We start from the raw sequence: 24,632 nt of genomic DNA, 5'->3' as shown, positions 1-24,632 counted from the left end.
GCTGGGCGGGACGATCGCCCACACGGCGTCAGCCGCGGCCGCGCAACGCCGCCGCGTACACCTCGTCGGGGTCCAGCCGGCGCAGCTCCTCGGCGATCAGTTCGGCGGTGGTGCGGACCTTGAGGGCGAGGACCCGGCTGGGCTGGCCGGGGATGGCGAGGCGGGCGACCGGGCCCTCGGGCCGGTCGATGCGGATCTCGCCGTCGGCGGTGCCCATGCGGACGGCCGTGACGACGGGTCCGTCGGTGACGACCCGGTCGACGGGGACGCCGAGCCGGACCTCGAACCAGCGGGCGAGGAGTTCGGCGCTGGGGTTCTCCGCCTCGCTCTCGACGGCGGCCGAGATGACGGTGAGCGGGGCCTGGTCGAGGGCGGCGGCCAGCATCGAACGCCAGGGGGTGAGCCGGGTCCAGGCGAGGTCGGTGTCGCCGGGGGCGTACGAGGCGGCGCGCCGCTCCAGGGCGGCGAGGGGGTCCTCGACCGCGTACATGTCGGTGATGCGGCGCTGCGCGAGCGAGCCCAGCGGGTCCTGGGAGGGCACCTCGGGGGCGTCGACGGGCCACCAGACGACGACGGGCGCGTCCGGCAGGAGCAGCGGCAGGACCACGGAGTCGGCGCGGGCGCCGAGTTCGCCGTAGAGCCGGAGGAGGACCGTCTCGCCCGAGCCGGCGTCGGTGCCGAGCCGGACCTCGGCGTCGAGCCGGGTCTCGTACCGCTCGCGGGGGGTGCGGGCGTGGCGCTTGATGACGACGAGGGTGCGGGAGGGGTGCTCCCGGGAGGCCTCGTTCGCCGCCTTGACGGAGTCGTAGGCGTTCTCCTCGTCGGTGACGACGACGAGGGTGAGCACGGCGCCGACGGCGGGGGTGCCCACGGCCCTGCGTCCTTGCAGGATCGCCTTGTTGATCTTGCTGGAGTCGGTGTCCGTCAGATCGATCTTCATGTGTGCGGCGCCCGTCCCTTCCTCTGCGGCGAGCCTAACCCTCCCGCACGGCGGACGCGTGCGGGTCCCCGGCTCTAGGCGGACTGTTCCTCCGCGAGCGCGTCGCGGTGCGCGGCGGCCCGGGCCTGGGCGCGGCGGCCGACGACGGCCGCGGCGGCGACCGCCGTGCCGAGGAAGGCGGTGACCACCACCCAGGGGCGGTCGAGGACGTGCCCGGTGGCGTGGTCCAGGGAGTAGCGTCCGGCGCCGGTGATGCCGATCGCGGCGGCCGTGAAGCCGAGGAAGGCCGGGTACTCGTAGCCGCCGCCCTGGGCGAAGAAGCCGGCGGGGGCGTGGACGGCGACGGCTCCCGCCATGGCGCCGGCCGCGGCGGCGCCCGCGGCCGGGGTGGCGAGGCCGAGGGCGAGGAGGACCCCGCCGCCGGCCTCGCCGAGGCCGGCGGCGATCGCGCTCTCGCGGGGCGGGTGGAAGCCCATGGCCTCCATCCCCTTGGCGGTGCCCTCGATGCCGCCGCCCCCGAACCAGCCGAGGAGTTTCTGCGTGCCGTGCGCGGCGAGCACGGCACCGGTCCCGAGCCTGAGCACGAGCAGTCCGAGGTCGCGTCGGTTGGGGTGGCCCATGGGGTTCTCCAGGTGCGGGAGGCGGAGGCGTACGCCGTCCACTCTCGTCCGGCCGGCCTCCGGGCGCCCTTCGAACCCCATTCGGAATAGTCCATATGAGTCATGTTTTGCGGCGATTGCCCACTGTTGCTTGACTGAATGGGCTTTACGTCCCCGAGGGAAGTGGGTACGCATGTCCGCCGAGTCCGCCGAGACCGCAGCCCTGCGGGAGAAGGTCCGGGCGCTGATGCCCCGCGCGAAGGAGGACCTGACCGCGCTGGTGGCGATGCGCTCCGTCGCCGATCCGCGCCAGTTCCCGCCCGAGGAGTGCGCGAAGACCGCCGACTTCCTCGTACGGGCCTTCACGGAGGCCGGGCTGCGGGACATGCGCCGGGTGACGACCCCGGACGGCACGGACGCGGTGGTGGGGCACGCGCCGGGGCCCGAAGGGGCGCCGACGGTGCTGCTCTACTGCCATTACGACGTGCAGCCGCCCCTCGACGACGACGCCTGGCGGACCCCTCCGTTCGAGCTGACCGAGCGCGACGGGCGCTGGTACGGGCGCGGCGCCGCCGACTGCAAGGGCAACATCGCGATGCACCTGACGGCGCTGCGCGCGCTCGGCGGGGCGGAGGGCCGGGGCTTCCCGGTGAACCTCAAGTTCGTGGCGGAGGGTTCGGAGGAGCAGGGCACGGGCGGGCTGGAGCAGCTCGTGCCGCTCCAGCCCGAACTGTTCGCCGCCGACACCCTGTTGATCTGCGACACCGGCAACTTCGCGCTGGGTCTGCCCACCGCCACCACCTCGCTGCGCGGGCTCACCAACGTCGTCGTGACCGTCTCCACCCTCAAGGGCGAGATGCACTCCGGCATGTTCGGCGGCCCGGCGCCCGACGCGCTGGCCGCGCTCGTACGGATCCTCGACGGCCTCCGCGACGAGCACGGCAACACCGCGGTCAAGGGGCTGTCCGGCGACGGCGCCTGGGAGGGGGTGGCCTATCCGCCCGAGCAGTTCCGCGCCGACGCGGGCGTCCTCGACGGGGTGTCCCTCGTCGGCACGGGCTCGGTCGCCGACGAGCTGTGGGCCCGGCCCGCCGTCACCGTCCTCGGCATCGACTGCCCGCCGGTGGTGGGTTCCTCGGCCGCGATCCAGGCGAGGGTACGGGCCAGGGTCAGCCTGCGGGTGCCGCCGGGGATCGACGCCGACGACGCCCTGCGCGCCCTCACCGACCATCTGACCTCGGCCGCCCCATGGGGCGCCCGGGTGGAGGTCGAGCCGGAGAGCGCCGGCCAGCCCTTCCGGGCCCGCACCGACGGCCCCGCCTACCGGGCCCTGGGGGCGGCGCTCCGCGCGGCGTACGGCAAGGACATGGTCCAGTCGGGGCAGGGCGGTTCGATCCCGCTGTGCAACGTGCTCGCCGCGCACTTCCCGGAGGCGGAGATCGCCCTGATCGGCGTCGAGGAGCCGGGCTGTCTCATCCACGCGCCGAACGAGAGCGTGGATCCCTCGGAGATCGAGCGCATGGCGCTGGCCGAGGCCCTCTTCCTGAGCTCGTACGCCACACCCCTGTGACCCCACCCCCACCCGCAACGAAAGGACCGGTGCGTTTCCATGACACAGACTCATGAAGATCCCTACGGCGGCCGCTCCACCCGAGGGGACGTGCCACCCGGGCCCGTGGGACTCCTCGCGGGCTTCGCCTGGCAGGCCCTGCTCATCGCCGGGCTCGTCTCGCTGATCCTCGGCGTCATGGTGCTGGCCTGGCCGGAAGCCACCCTGCGGGTGGTGGGCGTGCTCTTCGGCCTGTATCTGCTGTTCAGCGGTGTGATGCAACTGGTCGCCGCCTTCGGCACGCACGCCACCACGGCACTGCGGGTCATGGCCTTCATCAGCGGCGCGCTGTCGATCCTGCTCGGTCTGTTCTGTTTCCGCGGCGCGACGCAGTCGACCCTGCTGCTCGCGCTGTGGATCGGGATCGGCTGGCTCTTCCGCGGCATCACCCAGACCGTGGCGGCCGCCTCCGACCCGGCGATGCCGGCGCGCGGCTGGCAGATCTTCCTCGGCGTCGTCAGCGCGCTCGCCGGCATCGTGCTCATCGTGTCCCCGCTGGAGTCGGCCAGGGTGCTCACGGTCCTCGGCGGCATCTGGCTCCTCGTCGTCGGCGCGGTCGAGGCCATCACGGCCTTCATGGTCCGCTCCCGGGCCAAGGACCTCCCGCCGGGCGCCTGAACCCGCACGCGTCGCCACCGTCCGCCGCCCGCCCGGTCTCCGGGCGGGCGGCGGCCTTCGTTCACCCGTGCGCTACATTTTGCCGGTCCTTGACCACCGATCCCCCGTGATCGCGACCTCCCGGAGCCGGCACCTCATGAGCGACATCGTCAACGGCCTCGGCCGGGCCGGCGCGTACGGCGCCCTCGGCGTGGTCCTGCTGATCCTCGGCATCGTGCTCGTGGACCTGCTGACCCCCGGCAAGCTCGGGCGCCAGATCTGGGAGGACCGCAACCGCAACGCCGCGACCCTGCTGAGCTCCGCGCTCCTCGGCATCGGCGGCATCGTCTTCACCTCGATCTGGACGACGTACGACGACTTCGGCAAGGGGCTCGTCTCGACGGCCGCGTTCGGCCTCCTCGGCCTGGTGATGATGGCCGTGGCCTTCCTCGTCGTCGACCTGGTCACGCCGGGCAAGCTCGGTGCCACGCTCGTGGACCCCGAGCCGCATCCGGCGGTCTGGGTGACGGCCTCCTGCAACATCGCGGTCTCGGCGATCGTCTCCGCCTCGATCGCCTGACGGGCGAGGCGTCACGGGGACATGGGCTCGACCTCCAGGAAGCGGCGGCCGCGCGGCCCCTTGTAGAGGAGCGCTTCCCAGCCGAGCCGTTCGAGCGCGGGGACGCAGGCGCCCAGGGCCGCCGCCTCCTCCTGGGCGGCGCCCGCGCCCGGCGGGCCGAGCCACTCCACCACGGCCGTCCCGGGCCGCTCCCCCGCGCCGACCCGGTAGCCGGTGGAGAGCCGTGCCCCGGAGGCGTCGACGGACGAGGGCGTGATCCCGCCGGACTCCAGGGCGAGGGCCACCGCGCGGACCTGTTGCCTCCGCTCCCAGTCGGCCGGCGTGGTCCTCGGGTCGCCGCCCTGGCGCAGGGTCAGCCGTCTGATCTGGAGCAGCCCGTCGACGGCGGAGCGGATCTCCCGCGACCGCTGCTCGGCCTCGGCCGGGGGCAGCGGCGGCCCGTCGCCCGTGGCCGCCTCGAACACCCCCGAGCCACCGCCCGTTCCGGTCGTCACAGGAGCCGCCGGATGTCGCCGCGGACCCGGTAGAACCCGCCCGCCGCCGGGTGCAGGGCGTCCACCACGTACCGCGCGCCGGGCTCCCGGATCGCCCGCGGGAACTGCACGTTCCACCCGGCGTCGTACCCCTGCGAGACGACCCGCACCCGGGTCCGGCCCGACTCGGTCACGCACTCCACGACCACCGAGCCGGCCGGGGCGTCGCTGACGGTTGTCACGGCGGTCGCGGTCGTCGCCGGCTCGTACACGGGCAGGGCCGCGGCGAGCTTGACGTCCCGCGCGACCGGGACCGTGCCCTGCTGGGCGGCCGCGATCGCCGCCTCGCTCGCGTCCACGCAGACCAGCGAACCGTCCGTGGTCACCAGGTAGAGCCGCTCGTCCCGGTACTGCATGGAGAGCGCCGAACCGCCGCCCGTGCCGAGCTTCCACAGCCGGGTGCCGTCCTCCGCGAAGCAGTAGACGGAGGAGGCGGAGTCGGCGGCGAAGACGAACCGGCCGCCGGGCGAGGTGGCGCAGGAGTAGACCGGGCTGTCGCAGGAGTACACCGCCTCCACGCGCCCGTCCTTCTTCGCCAGCCGCTGCACCTTCTTGCGGGAGGTGCCCGCGTAGACCGCGGTGTCCTCCTGCCAGCCGAAGAGGACCCCGCCCTCGGTGGCCGTGTGCCACAGCTCGCCGCCGCCGTCCGGCGCGTGGGCGGCGACGCCCCGCGTGTCCCCGTAGTAGACGGCGTCGCCGTCGGCGCGGACCATCCAGGCGTGCTCGCCCTGGCCGCCGCGCGCCCACTGGTGCTCGTCCTCGTGGTCGATGACGGTGAGCCGGCCGGAGCGGTCGGCGACGTGCAGGACGCCCTCGTGGATGTCGAGCCAGAAGATGTCGACGTCGGTGGCGATGTCGTACGCGGCGAAGGGGAGCTTGGACGAGAGGTCGTACACCTTGCCGTCGTCGCAGCCCGCGTAGATCCAGAAGTCGTCGGCGACCAGGCACTTGACGCCGTCCGGCAGGCTGAACCGGGCCTGGACCTCGCCGGCGCGGTCGAGCGTGAAGACGTCCCCCGCCTGGTTGCCCACCCAGCAGCGCTCCTCGTCGACGTGGATGCCGAAGGCGGCCGAGCCGGTGCGGAAGCGCCAGAGGACGGGGGCGACGGCCCGCGCGGTGGAGGGCGCGGACGTGACCTCACGGCGTGTCACGGGGCGCGCGGCGCGCCGGCCCCGGACGGCGGGGGCATAGCCCTTGCGGACCTTCTCGCCGATCTTCTTCGCCGCCGCGGCCTGGGCCTTCGCCGCCGTCGGGAAGGTGGACCGCTGGGTCTGGCCGTCCGCGCCGATCCGGCCGTAACGGACCGACACCGCGAGGTCCTCGACGGTCACTTCGTAGAACTTGTGGGCACCGCCGCCGTCCTGCGACAGCTCGAGATAGGTCGTCGTCGTCATGGTGAAAACGGTAGGGGCCACCACTGACAACGGCCCGCGGTGAAGCCTGGCCCAGGGACCAAAGGCCCGGGCATTCGGGACTTTCGTCGCGGCATTCCGGACATTAACCCCTGTGACGATGGTGCGTGAAGATCATCCGACGAGCCGTCACCTCTGGAACGGCCGGAAGGGCCTCATGACCGAGCCACAGAAGCGGCCCCTGCCCGTCCGCGTCCGCCGGCACACGGACGGCATACCGATGAACGACCTCTTCCGTTCGGATCCGGCCCGGCCCGCCCGGGACCTGCCCAAGGTGCCGGGGCGCACGGAGGACGGGCACGCGAGGCCGGTCGCACCGCCCGAGGCGCCCGCCCCCTCCCTGAATCTCCCCCGCCGCCCGCCGCCCGCCGACCCCGATCTGGCGGAGCGCCCGGGGCCCTCCGTCCCCGGCTGGGTCGCCGTCCTGACCGGCCTCACCGCACTCGCGGGCGCGGCGGCGGCACTGTGGCGGGCCCGCCCGCCGCGTGCGGTCGAGCTGCCGCCGTGGCAGTGGGCCGCGCTCGCCTGCTGCGCCGTCGTCGCCGTCGTCTCCTTCGGCGGCCTGACCCGTGGCCGTACGGGCTCCGCCTGGGTGCTCTCGCTCTTCGGCCGCTACCGGGGCAGCGTCCGGCGCACGGGCCTCGTCTGGATCAGCCCCTTCGTGCTGCGGCGCCGGATCGACGTACGGCTGCGGCACTGGCGCAGCGAACCCATCGCCGTCGTCGACGCGGAGGGTTCGGCGCTGCGCGTGGTCGTCCTGGTCGTCTGGTCGGTGCGGGACACCGCCCGCGCGCTGCTCGCGGTCGACGACCACCTCGGCTATCTGCGCGAGCAGGTGGAGGCGGCCACCGCGCGCGTGCTCTCGCAGTTGCCGGCGGACGCCTTCCGGGGCGGCGCGCCGACCCTGCGGAACGCCGAGGCGGTCGGCGACGCGCTGACCCGGATGCTCGCGGCCGAGTGCCGGCCGGTCGGCATCGCGGTCTTCTCCGCCCAGCCCACCCGCATCGAGTACGCCCCCGAGGTCGCCGCCGCCATGCGCCGGCGCCAGATCGCCGTCCTCGACGCCAAGCACCGGGACTCGGTCCTGACCGGCGTGATCGACGCCGTGGACGACACCGTCACCCGGCTGACCACGCGCGGGCTCGTCGAGCTCGACGACTTCGAACGCCAGGCCCTGGTCAAGGACTTGACCGTGGCCTTCTACACCCGGAGTGGCGGCCCGGCCGAACCGAACCAGGAGTGACGAGGACCATGGACCCGCAACACGACGCCCCCGAGTTCGACGTTCCCGCGTTCGCCGACGCGATACCCCCGGACTGCGCCTGCGCGGGCTGCGCGGACGCCGCCCGCGCGCCGGGCGGGCCGCGCGCCCTGCACGGGGTGCGCCGCGCGGTCGTGGCGACCGTCGGCGTCGTCGCCCTGACCGGAGCGGGCGCGGGTACGGCCGCCGCCGAACCCGCCCCGGCGCACGCGGGCTGGGACGGCTCCCGGTACTGGTTCCGGAACGAGGCGGGCGAGTGGCGCTGGACCAGCCATTACGCCACGTACGAGCAGCGCGCTGGACGCGCTGATGGAAAGCAGACGGCCACCGGCGGCCGCACCGGCGGGCCGGTCTTCCACGGCCGATCCGGCTGGGACGAACAGTGCCGGGTGTACTGGTACCAGTCGCGCGGCCACTGGTACTGGACCGGCCACGCCTGGAAGTACGAGCAGCGGACGGGCCGCCCCGCGCACCCCCCGAAGCCCACCGCCCCGACGAAGCCCTCCTCGCGGGGGTGGACGGCGCCGGTCTCCTCGTACGTCTTCACCGGGTACTACGGGCAGGCGGGCTCCTGGTCGAAGGGCTACCACACGGGGCAGGACTTCGCGGTGCCGTCCGGCACGACGGTCCGCTCGGTGGGGCCGGGCCGGGTGGTGACGGCCGGGTACGGGCGCTCGTACGGCTACGAGGTGGTGATCCGTCACCCCGACGGCCGCTACAGCCAGTACGCCCACCTCTCCCGGATCGACGTGTCGCCCGGGCAGAGCGTGTCGGGCGGGCAGCGGATCGCGCGGTCGGGGGCGACCGGGCGGGTGACGGGTCCGCACCTGCACTTCGAGGTGCGGACCACGCCGTACTTCGGCTCGGACATCGACCCGCTGACCTATCTGCGCGCCCACGGGGTGTCCGTGTAGCGGGACGTCGCCGCCTCTTCCGCCCGCGCGAAAACAGTTCGGTGACCGAACTCTTCCGCGCTAGGCTCCCGCCCATGACGCTTCCGCGCGACTACCGCGGCCAGACCTGCGCCCTCGCCCGCTCGATGGAGATCGTCGGCGAGCGCTGGACGCTGCTGATCCTGCGTGACGCCTTCTACGGGATCCGCAGGTTCGGCGAGTTCGCCGCCCACCTGGGCGTCCCGCGGGCCGTCCTCACCGACCGGCTCGCCACCCTCACCGGGGCGGGCGTCCTGGCACGCCGGCCGGAGACGGGCACGGGCCGCCGCGAGGTGTACGGGCTCACGCCCAAGGGGGTCGCCCTCTGGCCGGCCGTCCGCGCGCTCACCGTCTGGGGCGAGGAGTTCTGCGCGGCGGAGGGCGGCCCGCGCCGCGTCTTCCTGCACGCGGCGGACGAGGCCCCGCTCGCACCGGACGGGCGCTGCACCGCCTGCGGCGCGGCCGTGCCCGTCCGGGACGTCCTGGTCGCCCCCGGCCCGGGGCTCGCCCCCGCGGCCCCGGACGCCGACCCGGTGACGGCGGCACTCGCCCGACCGCACCGGCTGCTCACCCCGCTGCTCGCCACCGCGCCCTCGGGGCGCCCCACGAAGGGTTCACCCTCATGAAGATCCTGGTCGTCGGCGCCGGTGCCACCGGTGGCTACTTCGGCGCCCTGCTCGCCCGCGCCGGCGAGGACGTCACCTTCCTGGTCCGTCCGGCCCGGGCGGCCGCGCTGCGCGAGCGCGGGCTGCGGGTCGTCGGGCGGGACGAGGAGTGGACGGTGGAGCCCCGGCTCGTCACGGCCGACGAGCTGCGCGAGACGTACGACCTCGTCCTGCTCTCGGTGAAGTCCACCGGTCTCGACCGGGCGATCGAGGACCTCGCGCCGGCCGTCGGACCGGACACGGCCGTCATACCGCTCCTCAACGGCCTCGCCCACATCGACACGTTGAACGCCCGCTTCGGCGCGCCGGCCGTCCTCGGCGGCGTGGCCAAGGTGGTGACCGCCCTCGACGACTCCGGTGACGTCCGTCGGCTCGCGCCGCTGGCCCATCTCGCCTTCGGCGAGCAGGACGGGACGGCCTCCGCACGCGTGGAGCGGATCCGCGAGGTCCTCGAAGGGGCGGGGATCGACGCGCCGGTGCCGGCTGACATCGTCACGGCGATGTGGCACAAGTGGGTGTTCATCACGACGATCGGCGCGCTGACGAGCCTGATGCGCGGCACGGTCGGCGACGTGTACGACACGCCCGGCGGCCCCGACCTCGGCCCGGCGCTGCTCGACGAGGCGGCGGGGGTCGCCGCCGCGGCCGGGCACCCCGTGCCGGAGGAGGAGCGGGCGGCGACGCTCGCCGTGGTGTCCGCGCCGGGTTCGCCGATGGTGCCGTCGCTGTACCGCGATCTGACGGCCGGCCGGCCCACCGAGGTCGAGCACCTCTTCGGCGACCTGACCGCCCGGGCCCGCGCCCTCGGCGTGCCGACCCCGATCCTCGACCTGGCGGCCCTGCACCTGCGCGTCCACCAGCGGCGGGTCACGACCGCCGGGGCCTGACGGGAGGATGCTGTCTCCCCCGCGCGGGGGAGACGGCGCGCCCGCGGGGGCGACGCCGGGACACCCGGTCCGGCGGCAGTCTGGGCGGCATGACGAGACTCAAGGCCCTGCCGGACGTGCCCCGCTGGGCCGTCGTCGCCGCGCACGCCGTCCCGCTGATCGTCCTGCCGTCCGGCCTCTGGCGCGTCGCCCTGACGTTCGGCGCGCCGGTGGCCCGGGTCGAGGACCCCACGCTCGGCCTGGCCGTCTACCAGCTCGGCCTGACCGTCGTCGCCGAACTGCTCGCCTTCCTGACGCTGGGTCTGGTCCGCGCGTGGGGCGAAGTGTTCCCCCGCCGGCTGCCGTTCCTCGGCGGCCGCCCGGTCGCCGCCCGGGGCGCGACCTTCGCCGCGCTGTCCGGGGCGCTCGGACTCGCCGCTCTCACCTGCTGGTTCACGTACGTGGCGTTCGCGGGCTTCGCCCCGTACTCCCCCGACAACATCACCGAGAGCACGCTCCAGAAGACCCTCTTCCTCGTCTGCTACCTCCCGCTCGCGGCCTGGGCCCCGCTGCTCGCGGCGGTGGCGGTCGCGTACCACCGCCGTCGCCGCCCCCAGGGGATCGGCTAACGCCGCCCGTTGCGGCGGACGTAGCCGTCGCTCGCGGTCGGAAGGGAGTTGTGGGCGCCGAGGCCGAAGGAGACGCGGTCCGCCTTCGCCCGGCGCAGGGCCTCCTGTTCCTGGAGCATGCCCTCGACCGTGTCCGCGCGGCCGCCGCCCCTGCGGAGCAGGACGACGATCGACAGCGCCCCGATACCGCCGAGCACGCCGAACAGGATGAGGAGAGAAATCATGGCGACCCCCGTCGTTTCCCGCAGGGTAACCCGGGGATCCCCGCCGGGGACAGGGCGTTCGGGCGCGCCGCGCACCGGGTCCCGCCGGAAACGCGGTGGAACCGTGCCGATCGTGCTGGTTAGGGTCGTGGGATGAGTACGCGTACCTTCCGCATCACCGTCCGTGGCGTCTTCCACGGACTCGACACCGATCAGCGGGCCGAGCTCCTGGAGCGCGCCCCGGAGCACGACGTCCTGCGGGCGGCCTTCACCCCCGAGGGGCACCTCAGCTACGACCTGGGCGCGCGGTCCGCCTTCACCTTCCGCTTCCTGGACTCGGGAGAGGAGGAAGAGGACGTCCTGGAAGCGACCGAACGCGCCGAAGAGGCGGCGAAGGCGTGGCTGGCCGAGCGCGGCTACGGCCACAAGAACCTCAGGAGCAATGCCGAGGACCTCTCCCAGGCGCCGCTGGGCAAGCGGCAGCGCCGTGCCGCGGCCCAGAAGTACGTCTGACCCGGCAACGAACACCCCCTGCCGAATAAATCCTTGAGTGCTCAAGCACAATGATATGCTTGAGCACTCAAGGAGGTGGCAATGAGTGATGCGCTGGATGCGTCGCTGCGTCTCGTACGAGCCCAGACGGCCCTGGTGAAGCGGTTCGACGCGAGCCTGTCCGGGCTGCACGGCGTGAGCCTGGCCGACTTCACGATGCTGCTGCGCCTGGGACAGGCAGCCGGCGGCCGCATGCGCCGGGTCGACCTGGCCGAGACGCTGGGACTCACCGCCTCCGGGGTGACCCGGGGACTGGCCCCGCTGGAGCGGATCGGCCTGGTCACGCGCGAGACGGACGCCCGCGACGGACGGGTGGCCTACGCCGCCCTGACCGGCACCGGCCGCGAACGCCTGACGGACATGCTCACCACCGCCGAGCAGATCGCCGCCGAGGTCTTCGCCACCCCCACGTGGAGCAAGGAGGACATCGGCCTCCTGTCCGCCCTGCTCACCCGCCTCGGCGGCACCGGGCTCCCCGGTCACGGCGCCCCGCCCCCGTGACCCCGGGGGCACCCCCGTCAGAACCGCCCTCGGCGCCCTCGCCCGCGCCGCTCCGCCCGGCGGGTCCGGGCCCGAGGGCTCCCGCCGCACCGCGCACCCCTGCCACACTGCGTACCGCAGGGCCACCTCCCGACCCGAACCGTCCCCGAGGAACCGTGATGCGCGTCGCCCTCTTCGTCACCTGCGTCAACGACGCCGTCTTCCCCTCGACGGGCGTGGCCACGGTCCGGCTCCTCGAACGGCTCGGCGTGGAGGTCGACTTCCCGGCGGCGCAGTCCTGCTGCGGCCAGCCGCAGTTCAACACGGGCTACCGCGCGCAGACCGAGCCGCTCGTACGGCGCACGGTCCGGGCCTTCGAGGGGTACGAGCACGTCGTCACCCCGTCCGGTTCGTGCGCCGCGATGGTCCGGCACCACTACCCGTCCTTCGGCACGGAGGCCGGGGCGCTGGCGCCACGCGTGTACGAGCTGACGGAGTTCCTGGTCGACGTGCTCGGCGTGACGGACGTGGGCGCGTACTTCCCGCACCGGGTGACGTACCACCCGTCCTGCCACGGCCTGCGGCTCCTCGGGCTCGGGGAGAGGCCGCGGCGGCTCCTGGAGGCCGTGAAGGGCCTGGAGCTCGTGGAGCTGCCCGGCGCGGAGGAGTGCTGCGGCTTCGGCGGCACCTTCGCGGTGAAGAACCCGGACGTCTCGGCGGCGATGGGCGCCGACAAGATCACGAACGCGCTGTCCACGGGCGCGGAGGTCCTGTGCGGCGCGGACAACTCCTGCCTGCTGCACGTGGGCGGCATGCTGAGACGGCAGGACGCGCCGCTGCGGGCGCTGCACCTGGCGGAGATCCTGGCGAGCACGGAAGAGGAGCCCTGGGCATGAGCGACGAGAAGGGGCGCGCGTCGGCGCACGACGAGGGGCGGCGGTCGGGCGACGGGCGGACCTTCGTCGGGATGCCGGCCTTCCCGAAGGCCGCGCACGAGGCCGTACGGGACGAACGGCTGCGCGCCAATCTGCGGCACGCCACCCACACCATCCGGGACAAGCGCGCGCGGGCGGTGGCCGAGCTCGACGACTGGGCCGCGCTGCGCGAGGCGGGCAAGCGGATCAAGGACATGACACTCCGTCACCTCGACACGTACCTCCTCCAGTTGGAGGAGTCGGTGACGGCGGCCGGCGGCACCGTGCACTGGGCGGCCGACGCGGCGGAGGCGAACCGGATCGTCACCGAGCTCGTGCGGGCCACCGGGCGGACCGAGGTCGTCAAGGTCAAGTCGATGGCCACCCAGGAGATCGGGCTCAACGAGCACCTGGAGGCCGAGGGCATCGCCGCCTACGAGACGGACCTCGCGGAGCTGATCGTGCAGCTCGGCGAGGACCGCCCCTCGCACATCCTGGTCCCGGCGATCCACCGCAACCGCGGCGAGATCCGGGACATCTTCCGCGAGAAGATGGGCAGTTGGGGCCGCCCGGCGCCGGAGGGCCTGAGCGACACGCCGGCCGAGCTGGCGGAGGCGGCCCGGCTGCACCTGCGCGAGAAGTTCCTGCGGGCCGAGGTCGGGATCTCGGGGGCCAACTTCATGGTCGCCGAGACCGGCACCCTCGTGGTGGTGGAGTCCGAGGGCAACGGACGGATGTGCCTCACCCTCCCCGAGACCCTGATCTCCGTCGTCGGGATCGAGAAGGTGGTGCCGACCTGGCAGGACCTGGAGGTCTTCCTCCAGACGCTCCCCCGCTCGTCGACGGCCGAGCGGATGAACCCGTACACGAGCATGTGGACGGGCACCACCGACGGCGACGGGCCGAGCACCTTCCACCTGGTCCTCCTCGACAACGGCCGCACCGACGCGCTCGCCGACGAGGTGGGACGGCAGGCGCTGCGCTGCATCCGCTGCTCGGCCTGCCTCAACGTCTGCCCGGTGTACGAGCGGGCCGGCGGTCACGCGTACGGCTCGGTCTACCCCGGTCCGATCGGCGCGATCCTCACCCCTCAACTGCGGGGCACGGCGAGCGAGATCGACGCCTCCCTGCCGTACGCCTCCTCCCTGTGCGGCGCCTGCTACGAGGTGTGCCCGGTCGCCATCGACATCCCCGAGGTCCTGGTGCACCTGCGCGAGCGGGTGGCCGACGAGGGCGGCAAGGGCCACCGTCTGGAGCGGGCCGCGATCAAGGCGTCCACCTGGGTCCTGGACCACCCCGGCGCCCTCGCCACGGGCGAACGCCTCGCGTCCGCCGCCCGCAAGGCCCTCCCGAAGCGCCTTCCGGGCCCTGGCGCCCGCCAGTGGACCGAGCACCGGGACCTGCCCGAACTGCCCGCGGAACCGTTCCGCGACTGGTGGAGGAAGAACCGGCCGTGACCGACCCCCGCGACCGGCACCCCGCATGACCGGCCCCGCACGCGGAGACCTCGTGCGGAGAAACCTGGCACGACCGGCCCCCGCACGCGGCGACCTCGTGCGGAGAACCCCCGCACGACCGACCCCCGCACGCGGCGACCTCGTGCGGAGAACCCCCGCACGACCGACCCCCGCACGCGGAGACCTCGTGCGGAGGAACCGCACGTGTCCCGCCCCCGCACGCAGCAACCTCGCGAGGAGGAAACGCACATGACCGATTCCCGTGACCGGATCCTCGCCCGGATCCGTACCGCCGTCGCGGGCGCTCCCGAGGCCGTCCCCGTCGCCCGGGAGTACCGGGCCGCCCATGTCCCGGACGATCCGGACGGCCTGCTCGGTCTCCTCCACGAGAACCTCGCCGACTACCGGGCCCACGTCCACCGCACCGCCCCGGACGGCGTGGCCGGGCTCGTCGCGCGGCTCCTCGCCGAGCGCGGCGCGGGCAGCGTCGTCGTACCGCCCGGGCTGCCCGAGGAGTGGCTCGCCGCGACCGGGGCCGTGCGGCGGTTCGACGGGCCACGGCTGACCCCGTACGAACTGGACGGCACGGACGCCGTGGTGACGGGGTGCGCGGTGGCGATCGCGGAGACCGGCACGATCGTCCTGGACGGCGGTCCGGGCCAGGGCCGTCGGGCGCTCACGCTCGTCCCCGATCTGCACGTGTGCGTGGTGCGGGCCCCGGAGCAGGTGGTGGCCTCGGTGCCGCTCGCGCTTCCCCGGCTCGACCCGGCGCGTCCACTGACCTGGATCTCCGGGCCGTCCGCGACGAGCGACATCGAGCTCGACCGGGTGGAGGGCGTGCACGGGCCGCGGACCCTGGAGGTCGTCCTGGTGACGGGGCGCTGAGACGAACGGCCGGGCACCCGAAGGGGCCCGGCCGTTCGGACAGGAGGGTTCCTACGCCGATGCGCGGCGCACGAGTTCCGTCGGCAGGATGACCGTCACCGGGTCCTCCCCCGCTATCCGTGCCAGGAGCGTCCGGACCATCTCGGTGCTGATCCGGCCCCAGGGCCGGCGGATGGTGGTGAGCGAGGGGCGGGAGGAGAGGGCCGCCGGGGAATCGTCGAAGCCGCCCACGACGATGTCCTCGGGGACCCGCTCGCCCGCGCGGGCGAGGGCGTCGAGGACGCCCTGCGCCATCAGGTCGGAGGCGACGAAGACGGCGTCGACGTCCGGGGCCCGCTCCAGGAGGGCGCGCGGCGTCCTCGCCGCTGGCGCGGCTGTGGTCGCCCGTGGCGATCGGCCTCTCGTCGACGGGCAGGCCGTGCTCGGCCCCGGGGAGGCCGGCCAGCGGTACGTCTTCGCGCTGCCCCCCCTGCCCCCCCCGAGGACCCCGAGGTGCCGCTGGACGGCTCCGGTGCCGAGCTGCTCGGCGGCGAACCCGTCGACGGGAATTTCACCGTCCCGGCCGGCGCCGTCAGGGTCCTACGCCTCGACGCCTGAGCCCACCCCTCCTGAACTCCCCGGGGGGCGGCCCGCACCCGCCGCGCCGTCCCCGGGTGAGCCGTACCACCGCAAGGAACCGCCCCGCACCGCTTCCCCCGTCCGTCACCGTCGAAGGGACTCGACGATGCACCCCGTACGCAGCCGTGACCTGACCTCCGAGCTGGTCCCCGGCCATCCGGCGAGCGGTGCCGACCGGTCGGCCCGGCTGCGGGACGCCATGAACGTCGTCGGAGCGGTGCCGAACGGCCGCGGTCTCGGCGTCATCTGCTGGGAGCCGACCTGGACCGCCGTCGCGGGCAACGGCTGGGACCCGGCCGACCCGTCCTCGGGCAACGGCTGGGAGAACCAGGCCCTGTTCGACTACGACAGCAGGCCGCTGCCGGCGGCGGGCGTGCTCGCGCACCGCTGACACACCGCGGAGGGCGGACCCGTGACCGGGCCCGCCCCCTCCCGCGCTCGTCTCCACCGCTCGGCGGGCGAGCCGTCGTCCCTCAGTCGGCGTCCGGCTCGGCGAGCAGGTCGTCGACGAGGGTGAGGCGGGTCTCGGGGAAGTACTCCAGGATCGCCTCGCGCATCATCGCCTCGCCCTCGGGGTCGGGGGTCCCGCATTTCTCGCGGGTCTCCCGGTCGGGCCATCGGGCGTACGCCACCCAGGTGTCGTCGTCCGCCCGATGGAGCCTGGAGCCGTAGCTTCCGCACTCATGACGGATCGCCAGGGTCACCCGGTGCCAGCCGTCGACGAGCAGCTGCTCCTTGCCCGGACGCGCACGCCACCGGTACACCACAGCGAACATCTCTCCGCCTCCCTCGTCACCGGTCGACGGCCCCCGCCGCCTCCACGGAGGACTGAACTATACCGACCAGTTCATAGTCAAGACTGAACCGTTCGGTAGGCCAGGCCCTCAGGGGTGCAGGAGAGGGAAGCCGACCCCCGCCCAGAGCGCACGGAGGGCGGCGCGCTCTTCCTCTCCGCCGGTCCGCCAGACCGTCGCGGACCGCGCGGTGCCGTCGTACGAGGGCCAGCCCGGGTCTCCGGTGGCGGCGAAGTCGGCCCAGGCGCGCATCATCCGGCCCGCCAGCTCGTGGTCGGCGGGGGTGGGGGCGCCGCCGATGAGGAAGGACACGCAGTCCTTGTCGAGGGTGCCGAAGGCGAAGGGGACGTCCGCGGAGTGCCAGGCCCGTACGGTCCCGTGCGGGCCCGTACGGCGGCGGTCGAAGCGCGAGAGGAACGCCCGACCGCCGCCCCGGACCTGCTGTTCGACGAGCCGGTTGGCGTACTCGCCGAAGAGGAGGTCACCGAAGACGGCCAGGTAGGCGTCGGACGTCGGGGCGTCGGGCAGCGCGGCGCGGTAGCCGGCGATCAGGCCGTCGGGGAGTCCGAAGTCCTCTGCGAATCGCGACAGTTGCCCCTCGGTGGTGACCTTCGCGCAGCTGCCCACGGCGTCGAGCAGCCAGTATTCCTCCGTGGTGTGGCAGACGAGGAGGTCCACGTCCCGGCCCGCCCCGGCGGCGAGGCCCGTGAGGGGATCGACGGGCAGGACGTCTCCGTCGAGGACGGGGGCGTAGAGCGAGGGGTCGTAGTGGCGGGATCCGGAGTCGGGGTCGCGCCGGTACGCCTCGACGACCTGGTCGGAGGCGGCGACCAGGGCCTGCGGGGTCGCGGCGCTCAGGCCCTCCGGAGTGGCCGGGCAGCCCGCCGCCGCGGCGATCTCGCGCGTGGTCGCGGCGGCGATGTCGAAGGTGTGGTGAGGACTGGCGGGGCTGTGCGCGATGGCGTGGTGGAACAGCCCGCGCGCCCGGTCCATGACCATGAGGCAGGCGACCGACGCGGCCCCGGAGGACTGGCCGGCGAGCGTGACGTTGCCGGGGTCGCCGCCGAACGCGGCGATGTTCTCCCGCACCCAGCACAGGGCCGCGACCTGGTCGAGCAGGCCCCGGTTGTCGGGGAGGGCGACGCCGTCGGCGGTGGGGACGTGCCCGAACCCCTCGAAGCCGAGACGGTAGTTGAGGGTGACCACGACCAGTCCGGTGCGGGCGAGGGCGGCCCCGTCGAAGTTGGGCTGTGCCGAGGAGCCGAAGGTGTAGGCGCCGCCGTGGATCCAGACCAGGACCGGCAGGGAGCCGCCGTCCGGGGCCGGGGTCCAGACGTTGACGGTGAGGACGTCCTCGTCGCCGGGCGACCACACGGGCGAGCCGGGCAGTTCCGCCGACTGCGGGGCGACGGGGCCGAAGGCCGTGCAGTCCCGCACTCCGGTCCACGCGGCCGCCGGAGCGGGCTCGCGGAACCGGAGGGCGCCGAACGGCGGTGCGGCGTAGGGGATTCCGAGCGCGGCGACCACGTCACCGGACGTCCGGAAGCCCCGCACCGCACCGCTCGTCGTCGTGAAGATGTCCATGGGACTCAGCCTGCCATCGCGTTCCCGCCCGGCACCAACACCGGGATCACGACGATTCACGCACGGCCGATGTCAGTTCCGGTGTCGGTTCCGGTGTCAGGGGACGAGGCGGACGACCTGGGGGTCGTGGTCGCTGGCCTGGTCGGCGAACTCGCTGTTGACGTGGACGATGTCGTAGTCGTACGAGCCGAGGGCCGGGCTGGTCAGGATGTGGTCGATGGCCTGGGAGTTGCCCTGGTACACGTAGGTGTAGCGCTCCGCGGCGGGGAGGCTGTTCACCAGCGGGGCGAGGACGCCGCCGGAGGTCAGCGTGGTGACCGTGTTCGAGAACTCGAAGTCGTTGAGGTCGCCGAGGACCACGACGCGGGCGGAGGGCTGGACGGCGAGGAGCTGCTTCACGAAGCCGTTGACCTGGCCGGCCTGCTGGCCGCGCTGGGTCTCCGAGGAACGGGCGGGCGGCTGGAAGCGGGAGTACAGGGGCTGGTCACCGCCCTTCGAGGTGAAGTGGTTCGCGATGACGAAGACGGTCTTGCCCTGGAAGGTGAACTCGCCGGCGAGCGGCTTGCGGCTGGCGTTCCAGGCGGAGTTCGCCGGGTTGATCCGGCCGGGCGAGACCGACAGGGCGGCGGTGCCGTCGTTGTCGACGACGGAGACGGCGGTGGTGGAGGTGCCGCCGGGGCGGTCGGTGAAGCCGACGCGGGCCGGGTTGTAGAGGAAGCCGACGCGGATGTTGCCGCCGGGCTCGCCGCCGTCCTGGTCGTCGACCGGGTCGATCTGGCGGTACCGGTAGGCCGGGCCGCCCGCGGCCGTGATGGCGGCGATCAGCTCGGCGTAGGTCCGGTCGGCGGCGACGACCCCGTCGTCCGTCACGCCGTTGTCGTCCTGGACCTCTTCCAGGGCCACGACGTCGGGCGAGGCGAGGTTGCGGACGATGCCCGCGGCGAGCCGGTCGAACTTGCTCTGCGGGTCGGTCGGGTCGAGGTTCTCGACGTTGTACGTGGCGACGGCGAGTTCGCCCGCGGTCTGTGCCCGGGTGGTCTCGGGGGCGAGGGCGTTGTCGGTGAGGGTGCCGAGGGTGGTGGCCTGGATGCCGTAGCCGCCGAAGTTGTCGTAGTCGAGCGGTCCCGCGGTCGTGCCGCCGAGGACGTCGCCGACGTCCGCGACCGGGAAGGCGGAGGTCAGCAGGGACTCGATCTTGACGCGGCCGGCGTTCTGGGAGGCGTACGAGCCGTAGACGGCGCCGCCGCGCGGGGTGGGGTGCTCGGCGGGATCGGCGGTGACGAAGAGCTCGCCGTAGGGCGTGGTGGCGCCGACGACGCGGGCTCCGCCCACCTGGACGCGCATGCCTTCCAGGGACTCGTAGAGGTCGAGCGCGTACGTCGAGGGCGCAAGGGTCAGGCCCTCGAGGGAACCTCCCCCGGCGTCGGGCGCGTACGTGTCCGGGATCGAGGCCGCGTCCAGCGTGAAGGCGGCCGGGAGCGCGTTGCCGGTGGAGAGGGTGGCGGTGATCGACGCGGAGGTCAGCTCGGTGACGGACTGGCCGCCCTCGGCGGAGCCGCCGGGGTAGTACTCGGAGACCGTGCCCCGGACGGTGATCCGGTTGCCGGCCTTGGTGGAGGGGGTGGTGGATCCGGTGTACACGAAGAGGGCTTCGCTGGTGGCGGGGTTGCCATCGCCGATCGGATCCTGGATCCAGTATCCGCGGGAGGTTCCGGTGGAGCGGATCGCGGTCACGATGCCGGTGACGGTGACCTGCTGGCCGCTGTACGGCGAGAGCCGCTTGGCGCCCTGGACGGCGGCGATGGTGACGGTGACGGCGTGCGCGGGAAGCGCGAGGAGGCCGGCCGTGAGGGAGCCGACGAGGGCGGTGGCGGCGAGCAGGCCGGTGCGGCGGCCTCGGGCGGATAGGTGACGGGAGGTCATGAGGGTGCCTTTCGCGAGGTGTTGTGGAGGGATCGCGGAGCACCGCGCCGGGTGTGCGTGGGGACACGCCGTGGCGGCAGGGCAGTTGTAGTGGCGTCGCATGGCGCGGAGGGAACCGGAAGGTGTTCCGCGCGTGTCGCTTCTACGCGCGTCACACAGTGTGCGCGTCTCGCCATGCCCCTGTCACTATCTCCCGCTCGACGGGCCGACACCCCCTCCGCCGCACGGGCGGGAGGGGGTCGGCCCGTCGTCGCGGACGGGCGGGCCTCAGCTCAGCCGGGTGTCCGCGTAGACGGTCATCGCCCGGTGCTGGTACGCGGCGAGACCCTCGGCGATCCTGTCGAAGTTCGCGCGGAACCGGACGTCCTCGGCATAGGTCCGGGCCAGCCCCCGGTACGCCTCGGCGTTCGGGGTCCAGAAGCGGCAGACGTCCCGGTAGTGGGCGTCCACCTCGGCCTGGACCGCCGGGTCGTCGACGGGCGTGCCGGCGGCCATGTGCTCGGCGAAGCGGATCATCTGGGCGGTGGCCTCGCGCTGCCACCGCTCGGCGGTCTCGGGGGTCATCCCCTCGACGACCCGCCGGGACCGCTCGTACGCCTCCGGCCAGCGCTCCCGCGTCTCGGCCTCGATCTCGTGGTCGGGCTGGAAGCCCTCGAAGAGGTTCTCGGGGCGGTTGATGCTCACCATGTCCTGGTCCTCGTTCTCCTGGAGTTCGGCGATGGTGCGGGCGACCGTGCGGGCCAGGGTGCCGAGCCGGTCCCGCTCCGCGAGCAGCCGGGCGTGGTGCTCGCGGAGCACGGTCACGCGGTCGGCGCGGCTGTCCAGGACGTCCCGGATCTCGCGCAGGCCCACGTCCAGCTCCCGCATGAGCAGGATCTGCTGGAGGCGCAGCAGTTGGGGCTCCTCGTAGTGACGGTGCCCGTCGCTCGCGGTCCACGCGGGCTCCAGCAGACCGATCTCGTCGTAGTGCCGCAGCGTCCGGGAGGTCACCCCGGACATCCGGGCCACCTCCGCGATCGACCAGGCCATGACGGTGTCCTTCCTTCGCCGGGGCCGGCGTTCCGGCCCCGTTCGAAGACCGTAGGGGTTGCCGCTGCGTCAACCGCAAGCGCGCTCCGACGGGGGCTTCACCGCATGCGCATCGCGCGGAATTTTTGCTCCGTTCACCGGGATTTCAGGAAGATCCTTCGTCAAGAAGCTTTCCGGCCAACAAGTTTGGCAAATGATCATGCTGACCAAGATCACCTTCTCCGGATAGAAACAAGATCAACAAGCGCCTGTGCGCCCCACCCCACAAGGGAGGCAACCATGAAGCGAACCGGTATCGCCGTCATCACGGCCGTCGCCGCTCTCGCCCTCGTCCAGCCGTCCGCCGCCATCGCGGCCACGAGCTCCAGCTGGACCGCCCCGACCTGCAACCGCGTCGTCGGCGACGGTGCGGTCACCTTCACCACGGATGGCGGAGCGAGCCTCGCCGGCACCACCGGCACGCTCAAGCCCATCAGCTACACCCACGGCCTCGTCGCGCTCGGCGCCCCCGGCACGCTGCTCGCCACGCGCAACAACGAGCTCCAGCGCTCCACCGACTCCGGCTGTAGCTGGAACCACGCCGCCACGCTGGGCAGCGACACCGCCCGCCTCACCGCGGGCAGTGGGACCCGCGCCTTCGCGTGGGAGCCGAACGGCGGCTACCTCGCCCGCGTCGACGGCACCAGCGTCACCCCGCTCACCTCCCCCGTCGCGTCCGTCATGGGCGTGGGCACCGACCCGGCCGACCCGAACCACGTCCGCCTCGCGGGCGGCGACGGCCGTCTGTACGACTCGCGGAACGCGGGCGCCACCTGGACCGCCATCGGCACCCCGGCCTTCCCCGCGGGCACCGGCGTCTACTCCGTCTCGTTCGACCCGGCGAACCCGGACCACGTCGTCGCCGGCGCCATGATCCGCGGCGGCGCGGTGACCACGGACGGCGGCGCGACCTGGACCGCCTCCACCGGGCTGACCTCCGGCGCCTCCGCGAACCTGTTCGCGACGGCCGTCTCCCCCGCGAACCCCTCGTTCGTCTACGGCATCGGCGTCGACCTCGCCGAAGCCGTCCCGGGCTCCGGCAACGAGGGCCGCCACCTCTACCGTTCGACGGACGGCGGCCGCACCTTCGCGAAGGTCCTCGACGACACGGCGGAGCACAAGCTGACCAACAGCACCCTGCTCGCCCCGAGCCCGACCGACGCGAACGTGCTCCACTTCGAGTACGGCACGTACTTCATGGGTTACGGCACCGACCTGTTCCGTCTCGACACGGCCACGGGCGCGCTCACCAAGACCCACAACGCCTTCGACGGCGTGTCCGCCATCGCCTTCAACCCGGCCAGCCCCTCGGTGATGTACCTGGGCGTGGAAGAGGTCGGCACCCCGAGCTGACGGCTCATGTGAACGCCCGAAGGCCGGGCGGTCCCCTTCTCGGGGGCCGTCCGGCCTCGTCGTACGCGGAGCCCGCTCCCGCGGGGCGGACCGTCATTCGAGGAGTTCCGCGTACGAGCCCATGGCCAGGGCGATGTCCGCCTGGGACCAGAGCCGGTGACAGGTGAAGACGGGGGGCCGCGCCGCCCGCCAGGGAGGCCTCGGCCTTCGGCCAGGCCGGGTCGTTCTTGCAGAAGGAGCGGATCGAGGCGAACGTCGACGAGGAGTTCACCGCGTCGCCGTCCGGCATGACGCCGCTCCAGCCGCTCGGCACGTACACGGGGTCGTCGAAGCGGTCGTAGTCGGCGCGGGTCTCCGGGACGGCGATGCCGAGGGCGTCCCGGTGGTGGTCCCCCATGCCGTCGAGAAGGGCCTCGGCGACGCGCTTGGCCCCGGCGTGGCCGGACTTGGCCGCGTAGCAGGTGAGCGTCTTGGCGTAGGCGGCGGCCACGCCGATGCCGTCGGTGTAGTCGGCGACGGTGACGTGCAGTCCGGCGTTGGCCCCGGGGCTCGCCACGTTCCAGGTGTCGGGCGCGCCGGACCACCGGAGGGTGGAGGGGATGCGATAGGCGCCGTCCGGGTTGAGCGTGGTCCTGGACAGGGCCCAGGAGACCCACTCGTCGAGGACCGTCTTCGCCCTGGCGTCGCCGGTCTGCCGGTAGTGCTCGGCGACCCGCTCCTTGGGCCCAGAGGTCGGCCCAGGAGGCGGCCTGGACGGCGCGGGCGTCGGCGTCGGGGGCGTCGGTGAACTTCCACTGCTTGGCGTACGAGGAGTCCCCGGTGAAGAGGCCCAGGTAGCCGTTCTTCCCCCCGTAGGAGAAGTTGTCGCAGGTGGGGTGGGTGACGGTCTCCCAGACGGACTCCTGCGGGCCGCGCTGGAAGGTGTTGATGTACGAGGGGCCGGTCGCCGTCGGTCCGGCGGAGCACTTCCCGGGCCCGTTGCCGTAGCCGACGTCCTGGATCCAGTGCATGCCTTGAAGTTCTCTCCTGGCTGAAGCCGGGAGAGTCCCGCTTACCTCGCGGTAGCGGGTTCGACGCGCTTGGCGCGCCTGACGACTGCCCTCCCGGCAGCCGGGATGAGCGCGAGGCCCATCCGGTACAGGTGCAAGACGTTCCTGGCCCCGTTGTAGTCGGCGTTGCCCGACCAGCCGCAGTCCGGGTTCTTGCACACGAACACGGCCTGGGACTCCCGGCCGCCAGGCGTGGTGAAGCCGCACGCCGAGCAGCGCCGGGAGGTACCAGGGGCGGGGACCTTGTGCAGGGTGCCGCCATGCCGGGCGGTCTTGTACGCAGCATCCCCCTCAACTAGGAGTGCTGGCTCGGCCTCGACGGCATCAGGCCCGAGCACCGCGGCGCGAACTACATCGCCGCCGTCAAGGACCTGGTGGCCAAGGTGCTCGCCCACGGCATGACCCCCGTGATCGACCTGCACCGGACCCACGGCCAGTACACCGGGAACTCGGCGGGCTGTTCCGACGTGCGCGCCTCCTGCCAGAAGCCGATGCCGGACGCCCAGTACACCCCGGCGTTCTGGACCTCGGTCGCGAACACCTTCAAGAACGACAGACGGGTCGTGTTCGACCTGTTCAACGAGCCCTATCCGGACCGGGCCGCCTCCACCGCGGCGCAGGCCTGGGCCTGCTGGCGCGACGGGGGCACCTGCCCCGGCACCGGGTACGAGGTCGCCGGCATGCAGGACCTGGTCGACGCCGTCCGCGCCACGGGGGCGAAGAACCTGGTCCTCGTCCCGGGGATCGCGTACTCCGACGACCTGAGCCAGTGGCTCGCGTACCGCCCCACGGACCCGGCGGGCAATCTGGCCGCCGCCTGGCACGTCTACAACTTCAACACCTGCGCCGACAAGACGTGCTGGAGCAACACCCTCGCCCCCGTGGCCTCCCACGTGCCCGTTCTCGCGGGCGAGATCGGCGAGAACACCTGCGGACACGCGTTCATCGACCGCGTCATGAAGTGGTTCGACGACCGCGGGCTCTCGTACCTGGGCTGGAGCTGGAACACCTGGAACTGCAACTCCGGCCCCGTGCTGATCACTTCGTACGACGGCACCCCCACCTCGTTCGGCATCGGGCTGCGCGACCACCTGCGCGCGCTCACCCCCTGATCGCACCCGCACTCCTC

General features: G+C 73.3%; 25 protein-coding genes and 4 pseudogenes. 17 read left to right on the top strand and 12 right to left on the bottom strand.

The window, feature by feature from the left end; genetic code table 11:
• Window positions 1-28: 28 nt before the first annotated feature.
• Both opcA and ACFYUS_RS07025 read right to left on the bottom strand, forming a co-directional pair.
• Window positions 29-940 (bottom strand): glucose-6-phosphate dehydrogenase assembly protein OpcA, encoded by a 912-nt coding sequence (opcA, locus tag ACFYUS_RS07030; RefSeq protein WP_388846739.1) that lies wholly within the window; start codon window positions 938-940, stop codon window positions 29-31.
• Between the two features lie 74 nt (window positions 941-1,014).
• Window positions 1,015-1,560 (bottom strand): DoxX family protein, encoded by a 546-nt coding sequence (locus ACFYUS_RS07025; RefSeq protein WP_388847744.1) that lies wholly within the window; start codon window positions 1,558-1,560, stop codon window positions 1,015-1,017.
• 172 nt (window positions 1,561-1,732) lie between these two features.
• Here ACFYUS_RS07025 and ACFYUS_RS07020 point away from each other — a divergent pair, with 172 nt between their 5' ends.
• The 3 genes from ACFYUS_RS07020 (at window position 1,733) to ACFYUS_RS07010 (ending at window position 4,325) form a co-directional block, all read left to right on the top strand.
• On the top strand, window positions 1,733-3,109 hold the full coding sequence (locus tag ACFYUS_RS07020; RefSeq protein WP_388846737.1) for a dipeptidase: 1,377 nt from the start codon (window positions 1,733-1,735) through the stop codon (window positions 3,107-3,109).
• Between the two features lie 39 nt (window positions 3,110-3,148).
• On the top strand, window positions 3,149-3,766 hold the full coding sequence (locus tag ACFYUS_RS07015) for an HdeD family acid-resistance protein (protein WP_388846735.1): 618 nt from the start codon (window positions 3,149-3,151) through the stop codon (window positions 3,764-3,766).
• Window positions 3,767-3,902: 136 nt separating this feature from the next.
• On the top strand, window positions 3,903-4,325 hold the full coding sequence (locus tag ACFYUS_RS07010) for a DUF350 domain-containing protein (protein ID WP_388846733.1): 423 nt from the start codon (window positions 3,903-3,905) through the stop codon (window positions 4,323-4,325).
• Window positions 4,326-4,336: 11 nt separating this feature from the next.
• Here ACFYUS_RS07010 and ACFYUS_RS07005 read toward each other — a convergent pair whose 3' ends face one another.
• Window positions 4,337-4,819 (bottom strand): hypothetical protein, encoded by a 483-nt coding sequence (locus tag ACFYUS_RS07005; protein WP_388846731.1) that lies wholly within the window; start codon window positions 4,817-4,819, stop codon window positions 4,337-4,339.
• Window positions 4,816-6,252: a WGR domain-containing protein gene (locus tag ACFYUS_RS07000; protein WP_388846729.1), complete on the bottom strand. Its 1,437-nt coding sequence runs from the start codon at window positions 6,250-6,252 to the stop codon at window positions 4,816-4,818. The genes ACFYUS_RS07005 and ACFYUS_RS07000 overlap by 4 nt, the downstream gene beginning before the upstream one ends.
• Window positions 6,253-6,427: 175 nt before the next feature.
• Between ACFYUS_RS07000 and ACFYUS_RS06995 the strand changes: the two genes are divergently transcribed.
• The 5 genes from ACFYUS_RS06995 (at window position 6,428) to ACFYUS_RS06975 (ending at window position 10,623) form a co-directional block, all read left to right on the top strand.
• Window positions 6,428-7,513 (top strand): SPFH domain-containing protein, encoded by a 1,086-nt coding sequence (locus ACFYUS_RS06995; RefSeq protein WP_388846727.1) that lies wholly within the window; start codon window positions 6,428-6,430, stop codon window positions 7,511-7,513.
• 8 nt (window positions 7,514-7,521) lie between these two features.
• Window positions 7,522-8,445: a M23 family metallopeptidase gene (locus ACFYUS_RS06990; RefSeq protein WP_388846725.1), complete on the top strand. Its 924-nt coding sequence runs from the start codon at window positions 7,522-7,524 to the stop codon at window positions 8,443-8,445.
• A gap of 74 nt (window positions 8,446-8,519) precedes the next feature.
• Window positions 8,520-9,089, top strand: coding sequence for a winged helix-turn-helix transcriptional regulator (locus ACFYUS_RS06985; RefSeq protein ID WP_388846723.1), 570 nt, complete (start codon window positions 8,520-8,522; stop codon window positions 9,087-9,089).
• On the top strand, window positions 9,086-10,015 hold the full coding sequence (locus tag ACFYUS_RS06980; protein WP_388846721.1) for a ketopantoate reductase family protein: 930 nt from the start codon (window positions 9,086-9,088) through the stop codon (window positions 10,013-10,015). The genes ACFYUS_RS06985 and ACFYUS_RS06980 overlap by 4 nt, the downstream gene beginning before the upstream one ends.
• 89 nt (window positions 10,016-10,104) lie before the next feature.
• Window positions 10,105-10,623, top strand: a complete 519-nt coding sequence (locus ACFYUS_RS06975; RefSeq protein ID WP_388846719.1) for a hypothetical protein — start codon at window positions 10,105-10,107, stop codon at window positions 10,621-10,623.
• On the opposite strand, the gene ACFYUS_RS06970 is transcribed toward ACFYUS_RS06975, so the two are convergent.
• Window positions 10,620-10,847 carry a hypothetical protein gene (locus ACFYUS_RS06970; protein WP_388846717.1) on the bottom strand — a complete coding sequence of 76 codons (228 nt, stop codon included), beginning with the start codon at window positions 10,845-10,847 and terminating at the stop codon, window positions 10,620-10,622. The two genes, ACFYUS_RS06975 and ACFYUS_RS06970, sit on opposite strands and share 4 nt — an antisense overlap.
• A 132-nt stretch (window positions 10,848-10,979) precedes the next feature.
• Here ACFYUS_RS06970 and ACFYUS_RS06965 point away from each other — a divergent pair, with 132 nt between their 5' ends.
• The 5 genes from ACFYUS_RS06965 (at window position 10,980) to ACFYUS_RS06945 (ending at window position 15,114) form a co-directional block, all read left to right on the top strand.
• Complete coding sequence (locus ACFYUS_RS06965; protein WP_388846715.1) at window positions 10,980-11,339, top strand: DUF6204 family protein; 360 nt, start codon at window positions 10,980-10,982, stop codon at window positions 11,337-11,339.
• Between the two features lie 81 nt (window positions 11,340-11,420).
• Entirely contained in the window at window positions 11,421-11,879 is a 459-nt protein-coding gene (locus tag ACFYUS_RS06960) for a MarR family winged helix-turn-helix transcriptional regulator (RefSeq protein WP_388846713.1), read from the top strand.
• A 158-nt stretch (window positions 11,880-12,037) separates the two neighbouring features.
• A complete protein-coding gene (locus tag ACFYUS_RS06955; RefSeq protein ID WP_388846711.1) occupies window positions 12,038-12,754 on the top strand; it encodes a (Fe-S)-binding protein in 717 nt (238 codons plus the stop codon).
• 71 nt (window positions 12,755-12,825) lie between these two features.
• The gene (locus ACFYUS_RS06950; protein ID WP_388847742.1) at window positions 12,826-14,229 is read left to right on the top strand and encodes a LutB/LldF family L-lactate oxidation iron-sulfur protein; all 1,404 of its coding nucleotides are present in this window, start codon (window positions 12,826-12,828) and stop codon (window positions 14,227-14,229) included.
• Between the two features lie 249 nt (window positions 14,230-14,478).
• Complete coding sequence (locus tag ACFYUS_RS06945; protein WP_388846709.1) at window positions 14,479-15,114, top strand: lactate utilization protein C; 636 nt, start codon at window positions 14,479-14,481, stop codon at window positions 15,112-15,114.
• Between the two features lie 51 nt (window positions 15,115-15,165).
• On the opposite strand, the pseudogene ACFYUS_RS06940 reads toward ACFYUS_RS06945, so the two are convergent.
• Window positions 15,166-15,661 (bottom strand): annotated as a pseudogene (locus ACFYUS_RS06940) (LacI family DNA-binding transcriptional regulator); the annotation flags it as partial.
• Here ACFYUS_RS06940 and ACFYUS_RS06935 point away from each other — a divergent pair.
• Both ACFYUS_RS06935 and ACFYUS_RS06930 read left to right on the top strand, forming a co-directional pair.
• Complete coding sequence (locus ACFYUS_RS06935; RefSeq protein ID WP_388847740.1) at window positions 15,634-15,711, top strand: hypothetical protein; 78 nt, start codon at window positions 15,634-15,636, stop codon at window positions 15,709-15,711. The pseudogene ACFYUS_RS06940 and the gene ACFYUS_RS06935 sit on opposite strands and share 28 nt — an antisense overlap.
• A gap of 127 nt (window positions 15,712-15,838) precedes the next feature.
• Window positions 15,839-16,123 carry a glycosyl hydrolase 53 family protein gene (locus tag ACFYUS_RS06930; protein WP_388846707.1) on the top strand — a complete coding sequence of 95 codons (285 nt, stop codon included), beginning with the start codon at window positions 15,839-15,841 and terminating at the stop codon, window positions 16,121-16,123.
• A gap of 82 nt (window positions 16,124-16,205) precedes the next feature.
• Here ACFYUS_RS06930 and ACFYUS_RS06925 read toward each other — a convergent pair whose 3' ends face one another.
• From ACFYUS_RS06925 to ACFYUS_RS06910, 4 genes are all read right to left on the bottom strand, one after another.
• Window positions 16,206-16,508, bottom strand: coding sequence for an antibiotic biosynthesis monooxygenase (locus ACFYUS_RS06925; protein WP_388846705.1), 303 nt, complete (start codon window positions 16,506-16,508; stop codon window positions 16,206-16,208).
• A 108-nt stretch (window positions 16,509-16,616) separates the two neighbouring features.
• Window positions 16,617-18,110 (bottom strand): carboxylesterase/lipase family protein, encoded by a 1,494-nt coding sequence (locus tag ACFYUS_RS06920; RefSeq protein ID WP_388846703.1) that lies wholly within the window; start codon window positions 18,108-18,110, stop codon window positions 16,617-16,619.
• A gap of 96 nt (window positions 18,111-18,206) precedes the next feature.
• A complete protein-coding gene (locus ACFYUS_RS06915) occupies window positions 18,207-20,033 on the bottom strand; it encodes an endonuclease/exonuclease/phosphatase family protein (RefSeq protein WP_388846701.1) in 1,827 nt (608 codons plus the stop codon).
• A 267-nt stretch (window positions 20,034-20,300) separates the two neighbouring features.
• Complete coding sequence (locus ACFYUS_RS06910) at window positions 20,301-21,062, bottom strand: MerR family transcriptional regulator (protein ID WP_388846699.1); 762 nt, start codon at window positions 21,060-21,062, stop codon at window positions 20,301-20,303.
• Between the two features lie 279 nt (window positions 21,063-21,341).
• Between ACFYUS_RS06910 and ACFYUS_RS06905 the strand changes: the two genes are divergently transcribed.
• Entirely contained in the window at window positions 21,342-22,454 is a 1,113-nt protein-coding gene (locus ACFYUS_RS06905; protein ID WP_388846697.1) for a WD40/YVTN/BNR-like repeat-containing protein, read from the top strand.
• A gap of 93 nt (window positions 22,455-22,547) precedes the next feature.
• On the opposite strand, the pseudogene ACFYUS_RS06900 reads toward ACFYUS_RS06905, so the two are convergent.
• Window positions 22,548-23,476, bottom strand: a pseudogene (locus ACFYUS_RS06900) (glycoside hydrolase family 48 protein); the annotation flags it as partial.
• Between the two features lie 29 nt (window positions 23,477-23,505).
• Window positions 23,506-23,781, bottom strand: a pseudogene (locus ACFYUS_RS06895) (zinc ribbon domain-containing protein); the annotation flags it as partial.
• Window positions 23,782-23,802: 21 nt separating this feature from the next.
• Between ACFYUS_RS06895 and ACFYUS_RS06890 the strand changes: the two are divergent.
• A pseudogene (locus ACFYUS_RS06890) lies at window positions 23,803-24,615 on the top strand (glycoside hydrolase family 5 protein); the annotation flags it as partial.
• Window positions 24,616-24,632 lie beyond the last annotated feature (17 nt).

The sequence above is a fragment of the Streptomyces sp. NPDC004284 genome (assembly GCF_042874035.1).
Taxonomy (GTDB): domain Bacteria; phylum Actinomycetota; class Actinomycetes; order Streptomycetales; family Streptomycetaceae; genus Streptomyces.
Note: the sequence above shows the minus strand (reverse complement) of the source record. Positions and strands in the feature narration are given on the sequence as shown.